Genomic DNA, 19948 nt, shown 5'->3' on the forward strand with positions numbered 1-19948 from the left:
AAAAAGCGACGCAAACCGGAATCCCCGTTCGGCGGATTTCGGTTTGCGTCGCTTGAACTGCACTTTTACTCCATGCGGGAGTCACAAAACCTTCAAATCAAGTTCGGCCTGGGCCAAAGCCTGGGCGGTACCGCCCGCTTCGCGCAGCGCGGCTTCCTGCCGTGCGCGTATGCCCGACGAGATGCGCATCAGCTCCGCAGCACCCGCGGAGAGGCGCCGTTCCAGCTCGCGCGTCCGGGCTTCGACCGCACGTTCCACGGCCAGCACTTCGGCCGCCGGAACCCGTCCAAGCACCGGATCGAAAGTGAACCGGCGTTCGATCCGGTCCCGCCAGGCGAGCAGCATGCGCGTATTGGCCGGGCCGAAGCCCGGAACGCGCGCCAGACGGTGCGTCTCGACTTCCAGCGCAGTCTCGATACCGAACAGCGCCAGCGTCGCCCGGCGGCCCGGGCCGATCCCGTCAAGCTGCGCCTGATCGATCCGCTGCCGCCGCAGATAAGACTGCAGCTGCACCGCCCGCTGTCTGCCTTCCAGCCGGCGCAGCTCGCCGGCTTTGTAGCCCTCAAGATCGAGATAATCGCGCCGCGCCTGCTCCAGTTCCTGAAGCTTGGCGGAGAAAGCGCCATGCCCGCTCGCTTCGATGTACCGGCGAGAGACCTCGTTCCACCGAACCCGAAGAAGGCTGCAGGTTTCGGCGCGTTCTTCGCGCAGAGCCCGGCGGCCTCTCCCCGCTGCCAGGAGCAGCAGATTGAACCCCGCCAGCACGCCGACGGTCAGTATCCAGAATCCGGGCAGGAAGATCCATACGCCCGCACCCGAAGCCAGGGACAGCAGGGACAAAGCCCCCCGCCATCTTTTTCGCCTGAGATAGGCCGTCACCGGTGCCGAGAGCTGCGGCTGCAGGGACGACGGTTCCGGCAGCGTACGCGCGCCCGCAGGCTTCGGCACGCGCTGAATTTGCCCCCATACGGCCGGCAGGTGGAATCCGCCGCCGGGATCGGCGGAGGAAGATCCCGCGCCGGCCTGTGCAGCGCCTGCGGAAGTGCGGTAAGCGGAATCCGCCGGGCGAAACAGGAGGCCGCCGGTTGCGGCTTCCATGGCGCACCAGGGGCAGGAGCCGGCATGGGCGGGATAATGATGCCAGGCATTGGCGGCACAAGGAACCAGGGTGCCGCCCATCTCCTGCAGCGCAGAGACCCATTCCTGCGCATCCGGACGGCGCGTCATGGACTCTTGCGCAAAAGCGCGCAGGAACAGCGCCTGCACCGCTGGCGGCAGCAGCTGCAGCGGCAGCGAGCCCGGAGGCGGCTGCATCTGCCGCGCGGACGAAGAAGGCCCGTAGGCGAAACGGAACTCGCGGATCGCCCGCTCGATCGGCATCTCGCCCTGTCCGGAATACTTGCCGGCAAACGGATGCCGCCCCATGAAGAGCAGCATGAAGATAAAGACGGCCAGACCGAAATTGTCGTGATTGCGGGTGCGGACCATGCCGCGAAAAGAAGTGACGCCCTGCAGCTCCGGCGGCATATACATAGGGATGCCGACGTCGCAGCCGAAGCGTTTGCTGCCCGATTGGACCTGAAAGCTGTCGCAGTCCAGCATCAGGATCGTGGCCTGATCGGTTACGTAAAAGTTGCTGTGGTTGATGTCTCCGACCACATGTCCTTCTTCGTGGACGGCCGCGAAAGCCCGCGCCAGATTGGCGGCGGTATGTACCAGGAACGGATAACCGGCCTGGGCGAATTCGGTCAAACGGGTCTTCGGACCGTAAAGCTTGTGAATTTCCTTGCCGTTTAGACGCGGCATCAGAAATCCGATGACACGGCGGCCGGAATCGCGCAGCACTTCGACCGGCCATACGGTGAAGCGCAGCAGCCTTTCCGTTTTGAGCCGCACCATCGCTTCGATCTTGTCCTGCTTTTCTTTGGGCAGCGGCTTATGATAGATTTTCGCGACCACTTCCGGACGGCCGTCGACTTCAAAGACCGAACCTTCTCCGCCCCGCCCGAGCTCTTGTCCGAAGATCACATCCATCCCGCTTCCGCTTACGATCCGGTCCGCCCGCTTCATGACGATTCTTCCCGTTCGCGCTGCCAAGTCGCCAGGACAAGCGTCTTGTCGTCGTCGGTCCGGTCATTGACCCGATCCGAATCGAGAAACGCACGCAGCGAATCGCTGTAGCGCGTATGGTCTTCTTCTTCGAGGCGTCTTAGTACGGAAAAGAAAGGACGGAAAAAAGGCGCATAGGCGCTTCGGGTCTGGTAATGCAGCGCCAGACGCTGCAGCCCGTCGGTAAACACGGCGACTTCGCCGTACGTACGCTCCGTATGCAGACTGTGCTGCAAAAACTTCTTGGCGCTGCTCTGCGTCGCAAAATACGTCATATTCTCGTATTCGCCCTGCTGGGGCCAGAATGCCCACATATACTCGTCCTCCTTTTCCGCATATACGATCGCACCGTCGCCGATCTGGATAAAGACCGCCGCGCCTTCGCAGATGACCGCCGCGAGAAACGTGCAGGCGAACTCCCGCGACCGGCAGCCGGCTTTGGCGGCACGCGCTCTTACGGCCCGCTGGAACCGGCCGAGCCAGCTCTCGCAGAACTCGCGCGTCAATTCCTCCACCTGCCCTCCGCGGTCAAAATGCCTGCCGACCGCGTCGGCAAACAGGGTGCAGGCAAGCTCGGAGCCTTCGTCCGAACGCGAAGCGCTTCCCGCGCCGTCCGAAGCGGCCGCCAGCAGCACCTGCGTACCGCCGGGACCCTCGAACGTCCGGCTCAGCGAATAATCCTGGCAGGGGGTATCGTTCTTGGCATGCGACGTGCCGCGTACGGAGACGTTCGCGTACTTCCACATCAGATCAGCGCCCATCCTTCCGGCGAAGCCGGATTTTCCAACCGGATCTGGTCGCCGGGCGTCGAATGCGAAACGGAATTCAGCGAGTTCGACAGCCAGGAGAACAGATCGGCGAAGCGCAGTCCTTTGAGCTTGAGCGGCGCGCGGGTCGCAATCTGGTTCAGTACGTTCATATCGGCGTTCTCGACCCCCACCGCGAAGAACATGAACGACTTCGCCGCTTCGCCTTCGCGGACCAGGGAAGCCGCGCGCTGCCAATCGTCGGTCGGTGCTCCGTCGGTAATGAGGAAGATCCACGGCCGGTAATACGAGATCCCGTTCTGCTTATAGACATTCTTGCGGTCTTCGAGCATGGCGACCGCTTTCTCGATAGCCGCACCCATCGGCGTATTGCCGCTGGCCGTCAGCATCGGCGGGTAGAAATCGTCGGGCGTGCCGAAATCGGAGGTAGCCTGTACCGGTCCGAAACTGACCACGGCAAGTTCCACCCGCTTGACGGACATGCTGTCGGTCATCAGTTCTTCCTTAAACGAAGAAAGGCCGCGGTTCAGCTCCTCGATCGGCTGCCCGCTCATCGAATACGAAGTGTCCAGCAGCAAAATGCAGGGACATCTCGGCTCGGGGTTTTCCGCAAATTCCGCGGCAAACGGTATCTGGTCGAATTCAAACATCGCAAGCAGTCCCTTCATCTGTGATCTCGTTGTTCTTTCCGGCCTCTTCTTGCCGGTCTTCCCCATCTTGCAGAGCCTCGAGCAGTTCATTTCGCTCTTCGGTACCCAGGTGCCGCCACTGCCCCGTCTCCAGACCGTCCAACCGCACATTCATGATGCGCTCGCGCCGGAGCTGCGTAACCCGGTATCCCAGTTCTTTGCACATGCGGCGGATCTGCCGGTTCAGTCCCTGCGTCAGCCGAATACCAAAAGAGCATTCGCCGATCGAGTAGGCTTGGCAGGGCAGGGTAACGGTGTCCATGATCGCGACTCCCTGCCGCATACGCTGCAGAAAGTCTTCGGTCACCGGTTTGTCCACCGCAACCGTATATTCTTTCTCGTGTCCGTTCTCCGCCCGCATCATCCGATTGACGATACTGCCGTCGTTGGTGAGCAGAATCAAACCTTCGGAATCTTTGTCGAGCCGGCCCACGGGAAAGATCCGCACAGGAAAGTTCATAAAATCGGCGATATTGCCGGTTACTCCTTCCGCATGCGTACATACGATTCCCCTCGGTTTGTTGAGAGCCAGATAGACCGCTTCGGCTTTCCGAGGAATCGCACGGCCGTCGATCGTTACCGTATCGCCGGGCTGTACGTGGTCTGCCCCGCTGCACGGCTGCCCGTTGATCGAGATCCGTCCCGCGGCCAGCAGCCGATTCGTCTCCCGCCTGGAACAGTAGCCGGTCTCGCTGACATATTTGTTGATGCGCATAGGTCGTGCCAACTTTCGTTTCTTCTATAGGTAATACCCGGAATGCGGACTTCATGAAAATTTTTCCCGCCAAAAAAAGAAAACGCCTCCCGGCCCGCATACAAAGTATCGTGCCGGCGGCGAAGGCGTTCATCGATCGGACGGCCGTTTTTTAGCGTGCCAAAAACGTGCTACGGGTATACGCGCCGGAAAGCTTCTTCCACTTCGGGAAGAATGCTGTCCCAGTCGGCATCCGGCTGTTTGCTGACCGTCACGAAATCGCGCATGCCGAAGATGTTGTCCACTCCGTCAATCGCGACCAGTGCCGCAGCCAGCGGATGATCGCTGGATTCTCCCGCTTTCACGGACGTACTTTTCGGACCTTCGAACAGAACGGAATCCGCTCCGATTCGGACCGAATTGGGGTTTGGGGTATGCTGAACCTGATAGTTGACTGTGATGATCCTCACCTCTTTCGTTGGTTTGCCCGCATTGCTGCGCACGAATTGGCTTTATTGTACCATATGCCCGGCGCAAGCGGCTCGGCAAAATGCCCGACAGCCGCTTCTGCCGCCGGTTCTTCAATCCTTTTCAACGGCCGTGGGTCCGATTCTGCAGATCTCTCCACACTTTCTTGTTGCTGTATTCCTTCTTCGAACTGATGTCCTCGCCGAACCAGTCGGGGGCTTCAAAAGCTTCCGCGGCTTCAAGCGATTCGAATTCCACCTCGGCTACGGTAAGGTTGAGCTGTTCGTAGCGGTCGAGTTCGACCGTGAAGCCGTTCCACTCGCCGGTCGTGCGCGTCTTGGTCAGCGGGACGGCACCCGAAGCTTGAAACAGCTGCTCGTAAATGCTGGCCGTAATCGAATATTCGATCTCTTCGCGGCTCATGCCGTTGCCCTGCTTGAACGTATGCGTATGTTCCACTTCTCCCGTATCGACATCGACCAGCCGCCGCACCCGGACTTCCTGCTGCTCGTCCAGCGCCAGATACGTCTGCTGGATCTTCTGCTCCGAACGCCGGATAAAAGCACCTTCTGCAATCAGTTCTTCCGGTCTGCGATCCAGCAAAAACTTGCGTTCGATTTCCATGCCCATCTTGGCGGTCCCTCCTTCATGTCTTCGTTCTCTTTCCAATTATACCTCGAAAGATTGCGGTGCCGAAAGCGATGCCCCGGAAAATGCACACAAAAAAAGCGCGTATCGCACGCGCTTATCCGAATAGACGCAAATCTTCCGATCCGATCACAGACCTGCCTTATTCCTTCTTTCAACGGTCTGCCTCAGCCGCTTTTGCGGCGGTCATATTCATTTAGCCAATCGTCAAGCTTCTGGGATTGAATCAACACCCTTTCATCCAGAAAACCGTACCGGTCCGCAAGCTGATACAAAATCCGCCGCTGGCGCTCCATCTCGGTCTGGATCTCTTCTTTGTTCATCTGCACGCCCTCCCGCGCGAATTCGTGTTATCTTTAAAATCGGTAAACCGACAGCTTCTCGAAATAGAATTCCCATATTTTATATTAAATTATTTGCGGAAAACTATTGGAAAAACGGCTTGACGTGCCGAAAAAGAATAACGAAAGCCGCTGCAAGGCATAAAAAAAAGCCGTTATCCGGCTAATTGTAACAAGCTCAAACGGCTTTGTCCTGTATTCGTTACATTTTTGTCACTTATGTTTCATTTTTAGACACTTCTCATCATCAGGCTCAGGAAGTTTGTAATAGGGGTTTGACAAATCAGCAGGCGGTAGGGTAGAGTATCAATAGTTACAAAATATTAATAAATGCCGAATTTCTTTGCAAGAAAACGGGGGAACCATGTCGGGTGAATTATTCTTGTTCCAGAGGGAGTATAGGGAAATTCCTACCACCGAACCCTTAGCTAACTCCGTAGGCATCAGGGGGAAAAAATTTTTGAAGAAGCTAGTCATTTCCGTATTGGGAGCAGCCATCGTACTTACGTCAGGGGCAGCAAGTACATATGCAGCCAGCTCCGCACCGATCAATGCCGCAGTCAGTCAAGTCTCGGGAACGCCTTACAAGTATGGCGGTACTACCACATCAGGTTTCGATTGTTCCGGATTTACCAGATACATCTTCAAGAAATTCGGCGTTACCTTGGCGCGCACAGCGGCAAGCCAAGCGCAGCAGGGCTCGACCGTTTCGAAGTCCAACCTTCGGGTCGGCGATCTAGTCTTCTTCAACACGACAGGCCGCGGGATTTCGCATGTAGGTTTCTATGTAGGCAACGGCAAGTTCGCCAACTCTTCGAGCAGCAAGGGTGTTAGCGTAGCAAGCCTGTCCAATTCGTATTGGGCTAACCGTTATGTCACCGCCAAGCGCGTAACAAGCGATTGGACGTACGACCAGATGGTGAACAGCTGATCTTCTTCGTATTTCCCCTGCATCTCTTACATCGCAAATAAAGACTTTCCATTTACCCGTTCCTTCCGGCGCACGAGCCGGGGAACGGGTTTCATCGTTTCCGGGAACTTTTCTGTGAACACGTATACCCTATAGACGAACGTGTCGTCCGTTTGGTTGCATAAATTCAAAACTTTTTTCGATTTTGCCGAATTCGGCTTTTTTTGTTATAGTGAACCCATCTTTCCAAATGGGGTGACCTGGAGAATGTTCTGCCGCATCGTTCGAAGTAACTAGGAATCGGGCCGGATCAAAACGCGTACCGGCTATCAAGGGGGCAGTCTGCCCGTTTGATCGTACTTCCCTGGCTGCTCGAGACGATGCTGCGCGGAACCTTCTCTTTTTGCTGCGCGCAGCTTTCCACCCCAATTTGGAAGGCGGTTTTTTTGTGCTAAAAATGTGCGTGTCCCTGTTCAAAAAACAAATTCTGCTGTATGTGCTGCTCGGCTTCGCCCTGCAGTTCGCTTCGGCTTACGGCATTCATACGTTCCAGCGTCTGATCGACGCAGTTCCGGACTCTTCGGGTCTTGAGGAACTGGGCGGATTATTGGCTCTGTACGGAGTCCTGCTCGCCGCCTGCGCCCTGGTCAAACTGCTGCTCGGCCTGCTCAAAAAAGATTCGGGACGTCTGCTGATCGACGGGGCCGAAATCGACGAATTGTGCCTGGACAGTCTGTACGCCCGCACCTCGTATATTTCGCAGGACGCTCCGATCTTCGACGATACGCTGCGGGGCAATCTGGTATTCGACGAAGAAGCGGACGACGGGCAGCTGCTCCGCATACTTGAAGACGTCAGTCTCGGCGACAAAGTGCGCAGTCTGCCGGGCGGGCTGGATACTCCGGTCGGCGAACGCGGCATGAAGCTGTCCGGCGGCGAGAAGCAGCGTCTGGCCTTTGCCCGTGTGCTGGCGCAGAGCCGGGACCTGGTCGTGCTGGACGAACCGGTCTCGGCGCTCGACAACATCACGGAGCGGCGGATCATGGAAACGACGCTGGAGCGATTCCAAGGACGTACGCTGATCATCGTCGCCCACCGCCTGCACGCGATCCGCCGCGTGGACCGCATCCTGCTGATGCGCGGCGGCCAGCTGATCGATCAAGGGAATTTCGACGAACTGCTGGCGCGCAGCGGCTATTTCCGGGAGCTGTGGAGCAAGGACGGAGACGTTCAGGCACACACTTGAACTCTTGGGAGACGGCCGGTAGAGCTTACAATTTATAAATAAAAAGCGGTTCCCCTCGTATTGAACGAGCGGGAACCGCTTTTTGGGTTAGGGGTTCTTCGGGCTATCGCGCGTCCATTCGGGGACATCGGAGCGACCCAGCGTTCTTCGGCCGCTCCCCGGCGGATCAGCAGCCAGCGTCCGTCTTTGCGGATCGCTCCTTCCACATTTACGATAAACATGCCTTTGCCTCCTTTTCCTGTTAGAAAGCGATTTAGGTCGTCCGTGAAGATCAGCCTTGAACAAGCGCCCCTAGTACCTTGTCAACACTAAAGGTAAGGTTACGCTCCCCTGAATCGCACCTAAAGCGTGTGCGTTTCAGGAAAACGTAAACCTCGGATTAAGAGTTGAAAGGGTACTAGTTCTCTACGAAGCACACGGGCTCTTGCCGCTTCGTCATAATCCGAATTATCGATGAAAATCACCGGCAGCTCCAGGCGCCCCAAGATTTCTTTCTCCAACTTCCTGCGCGCACGCAGAATCTCGACCGTCCCCGCCACCGCCTGCTCAAGGGCGGCTTCGCTCGGTAAATTCTCTTCCGTTAGACAGACGTGAGCCGCGCCGTAGCCCTGCTGTAGATAATATTCCATAAACCCTTCCGACCATTCGGCAGGACGTTCAGCCTTTGCTTTGCGAAACGAATAGTCGAGATCCCGCTGATCTGCGTATACGATAAGCGGATTCAAGGCTTGAACGATTTCTTCCAGGCGTTTAACGTAACCGATTGTCGTTTCCGGAGCTGCACCGCAGCGGATCATCCCCATCGTAACCGGATTCTGAATAAAGCAGCATTCAAACAAGTAAATAATCGCCTCGTCCTCTTTTTGTGCAGCAGCCTGCTGCACAAAAGACGTCCAGCTCGCCGCAATGAGCTCTATATGAAGAGCAAGCGGCAGCTCGTAAATATCTTTGCCTTGGATGGCCCGGCTGACTCTATCGGGCAGTTCTTCCCCGGTACGCTCCCGGAAAAGACGATAACCCAAGAGTTTTCCTCCTGCAGCGATATCCGCCGGTCTATTCTCGTTGGGCGTCAGACGTTTCGTCCATTCAGGCAGCGCCGATTCCAGAGCCGTCCATTACGTTTCCGTTAGATAGGCGAACCCTTCATAATCGGCCGGATGGTCGGTTCTGCCTTCTTCATAAAAACGAACGTCCAAATCCGGATCGCTCTCAGCCAGCAGAAGCCGGATCGCTTCGGCGGTAGTCGACTTGCCCGAACCCGGCAGTCCTTCTACTACAATCAATCGATGCAGGATCCCCACCGTTTGTTTCCCCCTGTCTCTGCGTCCTTTCCTTCATTATAAAGGTTTGCTCCCAAGTTCCATGAACGTTTCTTGCTCTCCTGCATGATCGTACTTCCCTATAAGCGTGGGTCCTTGCCATTATACGCAAAAAAAGCCCCGGCGCTGCACGGCCGGGGGCTTGCTGTCAGATCTTGAAGCGGTCCACAATGGCCGCGAGCGAACCCGCCATGTCTCTCAAGCGGATCGACGTGCCTTCCATCTCGGACATCGAAGCGGCTTGTTCTTCGCTCATCGCGGAGACCTCTTCGGTGAGCGCGGCCATCTCTTCCGTTACCCGTGTAATTTCCGTAACGGACTGACCGACGCTCTGCGATCCGGCCGACATCTGTTCGACGGCTGCGGCGACTTCCACCACCTGTCCGCTGAGCGAGTTGACACGCTCCACGATCGCTTCAAAAGCGCTGCCCGCGTCACCGAGCGAAGCGACGCCGTGATCGACACTGCCGGAGCTGGCTTCGACGAGTTCGACAATATCGCGAATTCCGCCCGTCATCGCCGTGATAATCCGGCTGACTTCCTGCGTCGAGCGGGAAGACTGATCGGCGAGTTTGCGGATTTCGGACGCGACTACGCTGAAACCGAGTCCGTGCTCGCCGGCGCGTGCCGCTTCGATCGCGGCATTGAGGGCGAGCAGATTGGTCTGGCTGGATGTCTCGGAAATATACCCCGTGATCGACAGAACTTCATTCGAACGTTCCGCAAGCTCCGATACGCTGCCGCGAATCGTCAGGAAAGCATCGGCGACGCTTTGAACTTCGGCTACGCTTTTCTGGATGCGCTGTTCGCCGTCGGCGGCTACGCCGCGCGTTTCCTTGGCCAGGTCGGCCACATCGGAAGTCGCTTCGGCTACCTGCTCCAGACCGGTGATCGTCTGCTGCATGACCGCAGAGATATCTTCCGTCTGCGAGACCTGACGCTCCGACCCTTCCGCCACGCGCTGGATAGACACGGTCACTTCCTTGACGGCACGGGAATTCTCCTGGGCTCCCTGCTGCAGAGCGGAAGAGGCGCCGAGCAGCTGCTCCGTATTTTCTTTGAGATCGCGGATCATATCCTGGAGGCTGGCCAGCAGCAGGTTCGTGGCATCGCCGAGATCCTTGATTTCGTCATTGCTGCGGGCTTCGATTCGCTTCGTCAAATCTCCGCCGGAAGACGCGATCTCTCGGATCGTTCCGGTGACGGTTCTCAAATTGCGGGAGATCCGCGAAGAGATAAAGGCGGCCAGCAGCAGGGCAGCGGCAACGACCGCGACCAACAGAATAAGAAGCATCGTTTTTAACGATTGGTTGCTGTCATGCAGAACGTCCACCCGTTGGGCAGTCAGTTCTTTTTCCGTACTGATGAAGGTTGTCACGATTTCCCGGAAAGCATCCATATCCTGTTTGCCCGGATCTTCCACGAAGAACCGGTCCAGGCCCGCGGTATCGCCCGCCCGCTTCATCGCCATCGTGGCTTCGCCGGCTACCTGAATCCAGTCTTCGACTTTTGCTTTGAGTTGATCCAATCTCTCCTGCTGCGCCGGATTGTCGGAGACCAGTTCGTACAGCACGTTATAATGTTCGATCCATTCCGCCTTGCCTGTATTGTACGGATCAAGATACTTGTCTTCCCCCGTGATAATGAATCCGCGCTGCCCTGTCTCCATGTCGACAACGTCTTTCTCGATCTGATTGATGCGGTCGTGCACGTCCATATCGTGGCCCGCTATAAAATTCATCTCATTTTCCAGCTTGTCGATCTGCCCGCGAACGATCAGAATGGCGGCTGCCAATGCAACAATAACAAACAAATACCCGATTCCGATCTTGGCTCCGATATTGAATCTAAACTTCTTCATCTCGCTTCTGCACGCTCCCCGTTGTAAATGCTATCCATGAAATGGACCTGTCTCCCAGTTCTTTTTTTATCGGAAAAAGGATGTCCAATTTAAAGCCCCCCTTCCCGGATCGTCCAAAATAAATATTTTCGGATAAGTGAAACGATTTTATTTTCAAAAACCCCCACTTTTCGATAACGTTTTATATTCACTGGCGCTTTGCTCGGGTAAAAGATAAAGCGGTTACAAAACCGTGCATCCATTTCTACATACCTAGGAGGCCTACATGTTCAAGAGTCGCTTCAAGCCCGCTTTTGCCGTACTGCTCGCTGCCGTGCTTCTGCTGGCCCTGCTTCCCGCAGGCGCAGGAAATGCTTCCGCAGCCGAGAATCCGCCGAAGAGCAAGATGCAGACCTATGTCGACAATATGCAGCCCGGCTGGAACCTCGGCAACACGCTGGATTCCGTCGGAGCCGACGAGACCGCGTGGGGCAACCCGCGCGTTACGCGCGAGCTGATCAAACAGATCTCCCGCCAAGGCTTCAACAGCATCCGGATTCCGGTGACCTGGGACAACCATATCGGCCCCGCACCGGATTACAAGATTGATCCCGCTTACCTCGACCGCGTTGCGGAAGTCGTTGGCTGGGCCCGGTCGGAAAATCTGTACGTGCTGATCAACGTTCACCACGATTCGTGGCTGTGGATCAGCAAAATGGAGAAGGATCACGACCAGACGCTGGCCCGGTACAATGCCATCTGGAAACAGGTCGCCGATCGCTTCAAAAACGAATCCGACAAACTTTCGTTCGAGAGCGTCAATGAACCGCGCTTCACGGACGGCGGAACAACGAATGAAGCGAAAGCCCAGGAAATGCTGGACGAGCTGAACCTCTCGTTCCACGAAATTGTGCGCAGCTCGGGCGGCAAGAACGGGGTACGTCCGCTTGTCCTGCCGACGCTTGAGACTTCGCCTTCGCAGGAGCGCATGAACGAATTGTACAAGACGTTCGAACAGCTCAAAGACGACAAGAACCTGATCGCGACCGTGCATTACTACGGATACTGGCCGTTCAGCGTGAATATTGCCGGTACGACGACTTTTGACGAAACGACTCAAAAAGACATCACGCAGACTTTCGATAATGTCTACAAGACCTTTACCGCACGCGGGATTCCGGTCATCGTAGGCGAATACGGCCTGCTTGGTTTCGACAAAAACACCAACACGATCGAACAGGGAGAGAAGCTCAAATTCTTCGAATTCCTGACGTCTTATTTGAAAGAGAAACATATCGCGACCATGCTGTGGGATAACGGACAGCACTTCAGCCGCACCCAGTACAAATGGTCGGATCCGGAACTGTACGAAATCATCCGCTCCGGTCAAAAGCAGCGTTCTTCCGTCGCCGAATCCGATTTGATTCAGCTGCGCCAAGGCGAAGCCGTGACCGACGAGACGGTTCAGCTTCAACTGAACGGCAACAAATTCACATCGCTCAAAGCGGACGGCCAACGCCTGACCCGCAATCAGGATTACACCCTGAGCGGTGAGACCCTGACGATCAAAAAAGCGACTTTGGACCGTCTGACCGCTTCCGGCAAACTCGGCGTCAATGCCGTGCTGACCGCCGGATTCACCAAAGGTCCGGACTGGAACTTCTACCTGACCGTGCACAAGACGCCGGTACTGAGCGCGGCAGAAGGTACAACAGCCGACTTCGCGATCCCTACAGCCTGGAACGGCGACAAACTGGCGACGATGGAAGCCGTCTATGTGTCGGGCGGCAATGCCGGTCCGAACGACTGGACTTCGTTCAAGGAATTCGAATCGACCTTCAGCCCCGACTATAAGGATGGCCGAATCGTTCTGCGTCCGGCCCTGCTCGACACGCTGCGCGATGGCGAAGCCGTCAAGCTTACGTTCCACTTCTGGAGCGGCGACAAACTGACGTATACCGTTACCAAGAACGGAACGGCCGTCAGCGGACAACCGGCCCAGTAATCGGGATTGACAGGAATGGAACGCAGGCAAAGCCGGAGCACGATCCCGAATCTTGCTGCGAGGTCACCCAAAGCCGCCCGAAACCGGTATACCGGTTTCGGGCGGCTTTCTTTTTTTGCAGGCAGCAGACAGTCTTTCCTTTTTGACTTATGATAAAACGAGAACAGGCACCCAGAACCGACACCCTCGATTCCCGTTCCGGCGGCGCTTCTCTGTGCGAGGAACGTTCGCGGAGAACGGAACAGCCCGGGAGGAACTATTTTTATGACAGATCCCAGATTACAGCAGCTCGCCCGTACCGTCGTGCATTATTCCGCAAGCGTACAGCACGGTGAGAAGGTACTCATTCGGGCGCTGGACGTGCATGATGCCGATATTCTTGCTCCTTTTATCGACGAAATCCATGCAGCCGGCGGTCACGCCTTTCTCGATTTTAGCGATTACGCGGTGAACCGCCGCATGATGCTCGGTGGCACCGAAGAGCAGTTTCGGCTTGACGCGGCGCTCAAACTGGAGCAGATGAAGCAGATGGACGCCGTCGTGCTGATTCTCGGCGAAGACAATGTGTCCGAATATGCCGATATCCCGGCCGCCAAACGCGATGCCTACCGCAAATGGTACAAGCCGATCACCGACGAACAGACAAAGAAAAAATGGATTTTGTTCAATTATCCGACCAAAGCCTACGCGCAGCTGGCGGAAATGAGTACCGAAGCGTATACGCAGTTCCTCTATGACACCTGCACGATGGATTACAGCCGTATGTCGGCCGCAATGGACCCGCTCACCGAACGGTTGGGAGCCGCCAAGCGGGTGCGGATCGTCGCTCCGGGTACGGATCTGTCCTTCTCCGTGGCCGGCATCCCTGCCGTCAAATGCGACGGCAAAGTCAATCTGCCCGACGGCGAAGTGTATACGGCGCCGGTTCGCGATTCTGTGGAAGGAACCATCTCGTTCAACAGCCGCGCATCCTATCTGGGACAGAACTTCGGCAGCGTCTCGTTTACTTTTGAACAAGGACGCGTCGTCTCCTGCCGCAGCGACAATAACGCCAAGCTGAACGAACTGCTCGATACCGACGAAGGCTCGCGCTACATCGGAGAATTCGCGATCGGCACCAATCCTCACGTGAACCGGATCATGAACGATATCGGCTTCGACGAGAAGATTAACGGCAGTATCCATATCGCGCTCGGACAAGCTTACAAGAACGCGGACAACGGCAATGTCTCCGATATTCACTGGGACATCGTGCTGCTGCTCAAGGAAGAATTCGGCGGCGGCGAAATTTATTTCGACGATGTGCTGATCAGCAAAAACGGACGGTTCACCGCCGACGATCTGCTCGGATTGAATCCGGAGAATCTCGCCTGAAGGCGGGCCTTACGAGTACCTTGTCAACACTAAAGGTAGGAATACGCTCCCCTGAATCGCACCAGAAGCATGTGCGTTTCAGAGAAACGTAAACCTGTGATTAAGAGTTGAGAAGGTACTAGTACCTTGACCGATAACGATGTTAGGTTACGCCCCTCGAAAACCCGCTTGAACCGTGCGTGTTTCCGATGAACGCAAACCTCAGATTTGATTCGGTCAAGGTACTAGTACCTTGACCGATAATGATGTTAGGTTACGCCCCTCGAAAACCCGCTTGAACCGTGCGTGTTTCCGATGAACGCAAACCTCAGATTTGATTCGGTCAAGGTACTAGACCCGTCTTTTTTTGATCTCCGATTTTTATATGATTTTATGACCGATTATAAGGGTGTTTTCAAAATAAACAGTATGTTATTTTAGTATCAGCAAACGCTTACATTGGATTAAATGTTTGTAATATCTAATTTCGAAGGAGACTGTTCATGAGAAAAAAATCCGTCAAACCAATGGCTGCTCTGGCGCTCGCTGCCGCTTTGCTGCTCTCTCTGCTGCCTGTTTCTCCCCCCGTATCGGCTGCGGCTCCGCAGAGCGCGATCCAATCCTATGTGGAAGCGATGCAGCCGGGTTGGAACCTGGGCAATTCGCTCGACGCCGTCGGTTCGGATGAAACCGCCTGGGGCAACTCGCGCATCACCAAGGAACTGATCCAGAATATTGCCGCGCAGGGTTACAAAAGTATCCGGATTCCGGTCACCTGGAATGCCCATATCGGCGGCGCGCCGAATTATACGATCGATGCCGCCTACATGAACCGGGTCAAGGAAGTGACGCAGTGGGCGCTCGACGCCAATCTGTACGTCATGGTCAACGTGCATCACGATTCCTGGATCTGGCTGAGCAAAATGGAGAACAACCATGACCAGACGCTGGCCCGCTACAAAGCGGTTTGGACGCAAATGGCAAACGCCTTCAAAGGCAGCTCCAACAAACTGATGTTCGAAAGCGTCAACGAGCCCCGGTTCACCGACGGCGGTACGACGGACGAAAGCCGGCAGCAGGCGCTGCTCAACGAGCTCAACGATTCGTTCCACCAAATCGTGCGCGGCTCCGGCGGCGGCAATACGGCGCGTCCGCTCGTGATCTCGACGCTTGAAGCTTCGCCGTCGCAGGAACGCATGACGGCCACCTACAACACGATCTCCAAATGGAACGACAAGAACATTATCGCGACCGTCCACTACTACGGCTTCTGGCCGTTCAGCGTGAACATCGCAGGCTACACGACATTCAATGCGGAAGTCCAAAACGATATCACGACCACGTTCGACAACGTCTACAACACCTTCGTGGCCCGCGGCATTCCGGTCATCGTCGGCGAATACGGCCTGCTCGGCTTCGACAAAAACACCGGCGTCATCGAACAGGGCGAGAAACTGAAATTTTTCGAGTATATCGGCCATTACCTGAAGCAGAAGCAGATCGCCACCATGCTGTGGGACAACGGTCAGCACTTCAGCCGCACAACCTACAAATGGTCCGATGCCGACCTGTTCAACGTCATCAAAGCTTCCTGGAGCGGCCGTTCGGCCACCGCTTCGAGCGATTTGATCCACGTGAAAAAAGGAGCCGCCTCACAGGACAAAAGCGTGACGCTCAACCTGAACGGCCGCACGCTCTCCTCGCTTAGCGTTAACGGCACGACGCTGCAATCCGGCACCGATTACACGCTCAGCGGCAGCGCCCTGACGTTCAAGGCACCTCGCCTGTCCCAGCTGACGTCTTCCGGCACGCTCGGCAAAAGCGCCGTGATCACCGCCAAGTTCAGCGGCGGCGCGGACTGGAAATTCAATGTGGTCTTGTACCAGACGCCGAAGCTGTCAAACGCAAGCGGCACAACGTCCGCGTTCTCTATTCCGACCGCGTTTGGCGGCGACCAGCTCGCGACGATGGAAGCCGTCTATGCCGGCGGCGGCAGTGCCGGCCCGCAGAACTGGACGTCTTACAAAGAGTTCGAGACGGCGTTCACCCCGACGAGCGGCGCGATCAAGCTGCAGCCGGCTTTCTTTGCCGAAACGAACGACGGCAGCGTGAAATTGACGTTCCACTTCTGGAGCGGGGAAAAAGTGACGTACACGATCACGAAGAACGGTTCGAACGTAACGGGAACCGCTTCGTAACCGGGATTGAAACGCAAGCGTATCCGCGGCAGAGCAGCGGATACGCTTTTTTTGCTGCCGCAATACGCAATATCCGTGTACCGTCAGGACGGGGCGGGTAATACTCCTTATTCGCAGGCTTATAGAGAATAACCGACAACTCTGCCCAACTATCCGACCGACAAGGAGCTGAATGCGATGAACGACCGCAATCCCCCCACTACCGTCCCGCGCACGATTGGACGAATCTTGTTTGCGCTGCTGTTCGTAGCCGCGGGCGTCTACCATTTCCGGGAAACGATCGGCTTCGCGGCCATGCTGCCGGACTTCGTGCCGCTGCGCAAAGAATTGATCTGGGTCACCGGCGTCGTTGAATGGATCCTCGCGGTCCTGCTGTTCGTGCCGCGGATCCGCAAGCTGATGGGCATCGTCATCTCGATTTATCTGGTGCTCATTTTTCCGGCCAATATTTATTCGGCGATCATGAACATCCCGATGCCGGGCCAGCACTATACGCCGCCGATCTATCTGTGGCTCCGCCTGCTCGTGCAGCCGCTGTTCATCTGGTGGATTCTGTGGGCAACCTGGCCTCCCAAAGACAAGCGCTGAAGCGGGCAGCCGTCAAGCCTAGTTGCAGCCCGTAATTGTTCGCAGTCCGTGTATAAAAAGAAGCGGCCGGGGATGTTCCCCGGCCGCTTCTTCCCTATTCACTTCAACGTTTCCCAGCGTGCCCAGAGTTCCGGCGGGTTCAGTTCGTAGATTCCGTTTTCGCGAAACATATACTGATGCATGACGAATTCCCGCCGCAGGGTAGCAAAATCGTCATGAAAATCGAGGATGAAGGCGTTAATCTCCTTCTCCTCGTACTTGCGTCCCGGCTCAAGCCGCTTCACCAGTTCTTCGAGCACAATCAGCTTTTTTTTGAGCTGGGCGGGGATGCTTTTCAGGCGGCCGTCCGCCGCGAAGAAGCTTTTGAGTACGGATGCGCGCATCCGGCTCTGCCGCTCTATGGCCGAAGGTTCGGTCTCTTCGGCATTCTCTTCCGAGCCGCGCCGATAGATCAGCTCCGCCGTAGCCGATCCGCTGGTACGAATAAAATAATCGTCGAGCGAGAAATAAATCGTGTTCTTGTCCCGGCGTTCCCGGATCAGGCTCGCTGCCCGCAGCTTCGACGCATGATGCGTAATGGTCGCGGGCGTCACGTTCAAACGTCCGGCCAGCGCCTGACCGTTCAATTCGCCTTCGCTGAGCAGGATCAGCATCCGGATCCGCGTCGGATCGGCCAGTGCCTTGTGATAGGCGACCAGTTTCTCCAGCTGCATGCCAACCGCACTCCTCTCGGATGGTGTTTCCTTGTCTATCCCCATTGAAGCACGAACCCGGCGGCGGAAGCAAGCGGGATACCGACTCCTGCACTTATCCTTCGGGAAGCTTCAAACCCCGCAAATGCGCGATGTCCGCGAAAATCCCCAGCCGCAGACGGGCATCTTCGACCGGTTCGATTCCAAGCCGATTCGCCAGGTACCCCGCCGTTTCCAAGGCTCGCCTCAGCGGACTCGAGACAATGGCCCCGATCGATCCGCCCTGCAGAGCCCGGGCCGCCGGCTCTTGAGGCCGTGACGCACCAGCCAAACGGTAACGGTCATGGCGCAGCCTCCTCCATCTTCAACCGATTCCGCTCCAGCCCCTTATCGTCAACAGCCAGAGCGTTGAGGCGTCTGCGCAGCGGAAGCAGCAGCAGAGCCGGAATACAGGACAACACGATCAGCAGGCCTGCGCCGAGACCGATCATACGGGCCGGCAGGAAATCCAGCAGAACCCCCGCCGTCAGCATCGATACGCCCATCGTGACGTTGGACAGCGTCTCGTTGAGCGCAAAAGCACGGCCGTGAACCGGTTCGGGCACTGCCTTCATGATCAGCGTCGCCAGCGCCGCATTTGCCAAGCCTCCGCCAAGCGTAGCCAGCAGTATGAATATCGCGCCCAGGATCAGATGGGGAGCGGTGCTGACGCCAATATGGGCCAATCCTTCTACCGCTGCTCCCGCAATAACAACCTGAACCGGCCAGCGCTTGAAAGACGGCGCCAGCAGACCCCCGAGAATAAAGCCGACTCCCAGCGATCCGTACAAGACGCCGACTCCCCGGTCTCCCGCTCCGAATACCTGATAGCCGTAGACGCTGATCAGCACATTGATCGCGCCCCCGCCTATCGGCCAGGCGACAGATTGAACCGCTACCACCTTCATCAGAGGGGAACGCCGGAACGTTTGCCAGAAATCCGCAGCTTCGCGGCTGCCCGGCGAGAGCTGTGGAGGCCGGAGATCCAGAGGAGAGCCGGACTCCGTTTGGGGAGACGATGCGGTCACCGCCCGTTGAGTCGCTTCTCGACCGTAACGGCGTTCGGGATCCGGCATCGCTCCGACCAGCAGTCCGGATGCCAGAAACGTCAGGGCATTCAGCATAAACGACCACTGCGGTCCGAACATCGCGCTCGCCGCTCCGCCAAGCATGGCGCCGAGCGTCATATTCATACCGCCCAGCATCTGGTCGAACGCATTGGCCGCCGGCAGATTCCCCGGACTTACAATTCGCGGAATCAGCGACTGCCGGGCCGGCAGCGACAGTGCCGAGAAGACCACAAGTCCCACCGTTGCCGCATAAGCGATCCAGATCCGTTCGGGCTTATCCACCCACAGCAGCGACAGGGCAAGACCGATCCTCGCATAATCCGAGATCAGCAGAATCGTTTTTTTGCTGCGTTTGTCCGCCAGCAGGCCTCCGATCGGGCCCATAACCAGATAAGGCAGCGTCCTCGCGGCCAGCGTAATCCCGACGGCCATGCCGGAACCGGTCAGCTGCAGCAGCAGGCTCAAGATCGCCACGCTGCTGAACCAGTCGCCGATGCCGCTGACAAAATTGGCAGCCGCAAGCTTGCGGTAGGCCGGTTCTTTTTTCCATAATTCCAGCAGTTCGCCCATGTCTTCGCCGCCTCAGGACAGATCTTCCCAGCGCCGGGCCGCCGACTTGGGATTGCGTCTGTAGATTTCGCTGCTGCGCGACATAAAGCCCTGTACGATAAACTCCCGCCGAATCGTCGCATAATCGTCATGGTACAGCCGAATGAAAGCATTGATCTCCGATTCCGCATAGTCGCGTTCCGGTTCCAGCTTGTCCACCAGATATTCCAGGACGATCAATTTTTTCTTAAGCTGTGCCGGGATGCTTTTGAGCCGTCCTTCCCGATCCAAAAAGTTCCGGATGGTCGAGTCGCGCAGCAGGTTCATAGGTTGGGGCATGCGAGTTCCTCCTTTTCTAATTTAACAAATATCTAATTAGCCAAACGTTAAATTAGATACTACCGGCGGAACCGTTTCTTGTCA

The 19948-nt window shown here is 56.7% G+C and carries 21 protein-coding genes and 1 riboswitch; of the genes, 6 read left to right on the forward strand and 15 right to left on the reverse strand.

The features are described from left to right. Positions 1-81 precede the first annotated feature (81 nt). The 7 genes from HRQ60_RS10650 to HRQ60_RS10680 all read right to left on the reverse strand — a co-directional run bounded on the left by HRQ60_RS10650 (position 82) and on the right by HRQ60_RS10680 (position 5698). Positions 82-2070 carry a protein kinase domain-containing protein gene (locus tag HRQ60_RS10650; RefSeq protein ID WP_172195796.1) on the reverse strand — a complete coding sequence of 663 codons (1989 nt, stop codon included), beginning with the start codon at positions 2068-2070 and terminating at the stop codon, positions 82-84. After that, entirely contained in the window at positions 2067-2855 is a 789-nt protein-coding gene (locus HRQ60_RS10655) for a PP2C family serine/threonine-protein phosphatase (protein ID WP_172195797.1), read from the reverse strand. The genes HRQ60_RS10650 and HRQ60_RS10655 overlap by 4 nt, the downstream gene beginning before the upstream one ends. Further along, positions 2855-3544, reverse strand: a complete 690-nt coding sequence (locus tag HRQ60_RS10660) for a vWA domain-containing protein (protein WP_246281265.1) — start codon at positions 3542-3544, stop codon at positions 2855-2857. The genes HRQ60_RS10655 and HRQ60_RS10660 overlap by 1 nt, the downstream gene beginning before the upstream one ends. Further along, the gene (locus HRQ60_RS10665) at positions 3519-4280 is read right to left on the reverse strand and encodes a pseudouridine synthase (protein ID WP_172195905.1); all 762 of its coding nucleotides are present in this window, start codon (positions 4278-4280) and stop codon (positions 3519-3521) included. Before HRQ60_RS10665 ends, HRQ60_RS10660 begins: the two co-directional genes overlap by 26 nt. 170 nt (positions 4281-4450) lie before the next feature. Continuing rightward, positions 4451-4729, reverse strand: coding sequence for a NifU N-terminal domain-containing protein (locus HRQ60_RS10670; RefSeq protein ID WP_425501651.1), 279 nt, complete (start codon positions 4727-4729; stop codon positions 4451-4453). A 121-nt stretch (positions 4730-4850) separates the two neighbouring features. Then, on the reverse strand, positions 4851-5357 hold the full coding sequence (locus HRQ60_RS10675) for a CYTH domain-containing protein (protein ID WP_172195798.1): 507 nt from the start codon (positions 5355-5357) through the stop codon (positions 4851-4853). A 185-nt stretch (positions 5358-5542) separates the two neighbouring features. Then, positions 5543-5698, reverse strand: coding sequence for an aspartyl-phosphate phosphatase Spo0E family protein (locus tag HRQ60_RS10680; RefSeq protein ID WP_172195799.1), 156 nt, complete (start codon positions 5696-5698; stop codon positions 5543-5545). Between the two features lie 339 nt (positions 5699-6037). After that, a riboswitch (cyclic di-AMP (ydaO/yuaA leader) is annotated at positions 6038-6174 on the forward strand. A 2-nt stretch (positions 6175-6176) separates the two neighbouring features. Here HRQ60_RS10680 and HRQ60_RS10685 point away from each other — a divergent pair. Continuing rightward, positions 6177-6647: a C40 family peptidase gene (locus HRQ60_RS10685; protein WP_172195800.1), complete on the forward strand. Its 471-nt coding sequence runs from the start codon at positions 6177-6179 to the stop codon at positions 6645-6647. A gap of 436 nt (positions 6648-7083) precedes the next feature. Further along, positions 7084-7872: an ATP-binding cassette domain-containing protein gene (locus tag HRQ60_RS10690; RefSeq protein ID WP_172195907.1), complete on the forward strand. Its 789-nt coding sequence runs from the start codon at positions 7084-7086 to the stop codon at positions 7870-7872. A gap of 32 nt (positions 7873-7904) precedes the next feature. Here the strand turns inward: HRQ60_RS10690 and HRQ60_RS10695 are convergent, their stop codons facing one another. From HRQ60_RS10695 to HRQ60_RS10710, 4 genes are all read right to left on the reverse strand, one after another. Beyond that, the gene (locus HRQ60_RS10695; protein WP_172195801.1) at positions 7905-8093 is read right to left on the reverse strand and encodes a hypothetical protein; all 189 of its coding nucleotides are present in this window, start codon (positions 8091-8093) and stop codon (positions 7905-7907) included. 120 nt (positions 8094-8213) lie between these two features. Continuing rightward, a complete protein-coding gene (locus HRQ60_RS10700; protein ID WP_172195802.1) occupies positions 8214-8894 on the reverse strand; it encodes a P-loop NTPase family protein in 681 nt (226 codons plus the stop codon). A 93-nt stretch (positions 8895-8987) separates the two neighbouring features. Then, entirely contained in the window at positions 8988-9173 is a 186-nt protein-coding gene (locus tag HRQ60_RS10705; protein ID WP_172195803.1) for a hypothetical protein, read from the reverse strand. Between the two features lie 166 nt (positions 9174-9339). Next, positions 9340-11052: a methyl-accepting chemotaxis protein gene (locus tag HRQ60_RS10710; RefSeq protein WP_172195804.1), complete on the reverse strand. Its 1713-nt coding sequence runs from the start codon at positions 11050-11052 to the stop codon at positions 9340-9342. A 265-nt stretch (positions 11053-11317) separates the two neighbouring features. Between HRQ60_RS10710 and HRQ60_RS10715 the strand changes: the two genes are divergently transcribed. The 4 genes from HRQ60_RS10715 (at position 11318) to HRQ60_RS10730 (ending at position 17175) form a co-directional block, all read left to right on the forward strand. After that, positions 11318-13036, forward strand: coding sequence for a cellulase family glycosylhydrolase (locus tag HRQ60_RS10715; RefSeq protein WP_172195805.1), 1719 nt, complete (start codon positions 11318-11320; stop codon positions 13034-13036). A gap of 264 nt (positions 13037-13300) precedes the next feature. Then, positions 13301-14410, forward strand: a complete 1110-nt coding sequence (locus HRQ60_RS10720) for an aminopeptidase (protein WP_172195806.1) — start codon at positions 13301-13303, stop codon at positions 14408-14410. A 482-nt stretch (positions 14411-14892) separates the two neighbouring features. After that, the gene (locus tag HRQ60_RS10725) at positions 14893-16587 is read left to right on the forward strand and encodes a cellulase family glycosylhydrolase (RefSeq protein ID WP_172195807.1); all 1695 of its coding nucleotides are present in this window, start codon (positions 14893-14895) and stop codon (positions 16585-16587) included. Positions 16588-16764: 177 nt separating this feature from the next. Next, the gene (locus HRQ60_RS10730; protein ID WP_172195808.1) at positions 16765-17175 is read left to right on the forward strand and encodes a DoxX family protein; all 411 of its coding nucleotides are present in this window, start codon (positions 16765-16767) and stop codon (positions 17173-17175) included. Between the two features lie 98 nt (positions 17176-17273). Here HRQ60_RS10730 and HRQ60_RS10735 read toward each other — a convergent pair whose 3' ends face one another. The 4 genes from HRQ60_RS10735 to HRQ60_RS10750 form a co-directional block, all read right to left on the reverse strand. Then, positions 17274-17888: a DUF2087 domain-containing protein gene (locus HRQ60_RS10735; RefSeq protein WP_172195809.1), complete on the reverse strand. Its 615-nt coding sequence runs from the start codon at positions 17886-17888 to the stop codon at positions 17274-17276. Between the two features lie 94 nt (positions 17889-17982). Beyond that, positions 17983-18198: a histidine phosphatase family protein gene (locus HRQ60_RS24110; protein ID WP_216671548.1), complete on the reverse strand. Its 216-nt coding sequence runs from the start codon at positions 18196-18198 to the stop codon at positions 17983-17985. Between the two features lie 10 nt (positions 18199-18208). Next, a complete protein-coding gene (locus HRQ60_RS10745) occupies positions 18209-19546 on the reverse strand; it encodes an MFS transporter (RefSeq protein WP_172195810.1) in 1338 nt (445 codons plus the stop codon). Positions 19547-19558: 12 nt separating this feature from the next. Then, the gene (locus tag HRQ60_RS10750) at positions 19559-19864 is read right to left on the reverse strand and encodes a DUF2087 domain-containing protein (RefSeq protein ID WP_172195811.1); all 306 of its coding nucleotides are present in this window, start codon (positions 19862-19864) and stop codon (positions 19559-19561) included. Between the last annotated feature and the right edge of the window lie 84 nt (positions 19865-19948).

The organism is Saccharibacillus qingshengii, from assembly GCF_013185195.1.
Lineage (GTDB): Bacteria > Bacillota > Bacilli > Paenibacillales > Paenibacillaceae > Saccharibacillus > Saccharibacillus qingshengii.

Bases quoted from the DNA above. Each gene is read 5' to 3' on its own strand.
- HRQ60_RS10650 (WP_172195796.1), bottom strand. From the start codon at position 2,070: ATGAAGCGGGCGGACCGGATCGTAAGCGGAAGCGGGATGGATGTGATC.
- HRQ60_RS10655 (WP_172195797.1), bottom strand. From the start codon at position 2,855: ATGTGGAAGTACGCGAACGTCTCCGTACGCGGCACGTCGCATGCCAAG.
- HRQ60_RS10660 (WP_246281265.1), bottom strand. From the start codon at position 3,544: ATGAAGGGACTGCTTGCGATGTTTGAATTCGACCAGATACCGTTTGCC.
- HRQ60_RS10665 (WP_172195905.1), bottom strand. From the start codon at position 4,280: ATGCGCATCAACAAATATGTCAGCGAGACCGGCTACTGTTCCAGGCGG.
- HRQ60_RS10675 (WP_172195798.1), bottom strand. From the start codon at position 5,357: ATGGGCATGGAAATCGAACGCAAGTTTTTGCTGGATCGCAGACCGGAA.
- HRQ60_RS10680 (WP_172195799.1), bottom strand. From the start codon at position 5,698: ATGAACAAAGAAGAGATCCAGACCGAGATGGAGCGCCAGCGGCGGATT.
- HRQ60_RS10690 (WP_172195907.1), top strand. From the start codon at position 7,084: ATGTGCGTGTCCCTGTTCAAAAAACAAATTCTGCTGTATGTGCTGCTC.
- HRQ60_RS10695 (WP_172195801.1), bottom strand. From the start codon at position 8,093: ATGTTTATCGTAAATGTGGAAGGAGCGATCCGCAAAGACGGACGCTGG.
- HRQ60_RS10710 (WP_172195804.1), bottom strand. From the start codon at position 11,052: ATGAAGAAGTTTAGATTCAATATCGGAGCCAAGATCGGAATCGGGTAT.
- HRQ60_RS10715 (WP_172195805.1), top strand. From the start codon at position 11,318: ATGTTCAAGAGTCGCTTCAAGCCCGCTTTTGCCGTACTGCTCGCTGCC.
- HRQ60_RS10720 (WP_172195806.1), top strand. From the start codon at position 13,301: ATGACAGATCCCAGATTACAGCAGCTCGCCCGTACCGTCGTGCATTAT.
- HRQ60_RS10725 (WP_172195807.1), top strand. From the start codon at position 14,893: ATGAGAAAAAAATCCGTCAAACCAATGGCTGCTCTGGCGCTCGCTGCC.
- HRQ60_RS10730 (WP_172195808.1), top strand. From the start codon at position 16,765: ATGAACGACCGCAATCCCCCCACTACCGTCCCGCGCACGATTGGACGA.
- HRQ60_RS10735 (WP_172195809.1), bottom strand. From the start codon at position 17,888: ATGCAGCTGGAGAAACTGGTCGCCTATCACAAGGCACTGGCCGATCCG.
- HRQ60_RS10745 (WP_172195810.1), bottom strand. From the start codon at position 19,546: ATGGGCGAACTGCTGGAATTATGGAAAAAAGAACCGGCCTACCGCAAG.
- HRQ60_RS10750 (WP_172195811.1), bottom strand. From the start codon at position 19,864: ATGCCCCAACCTATGAACCTGCTGCGCGACTCGACCATCCGGAACTTT.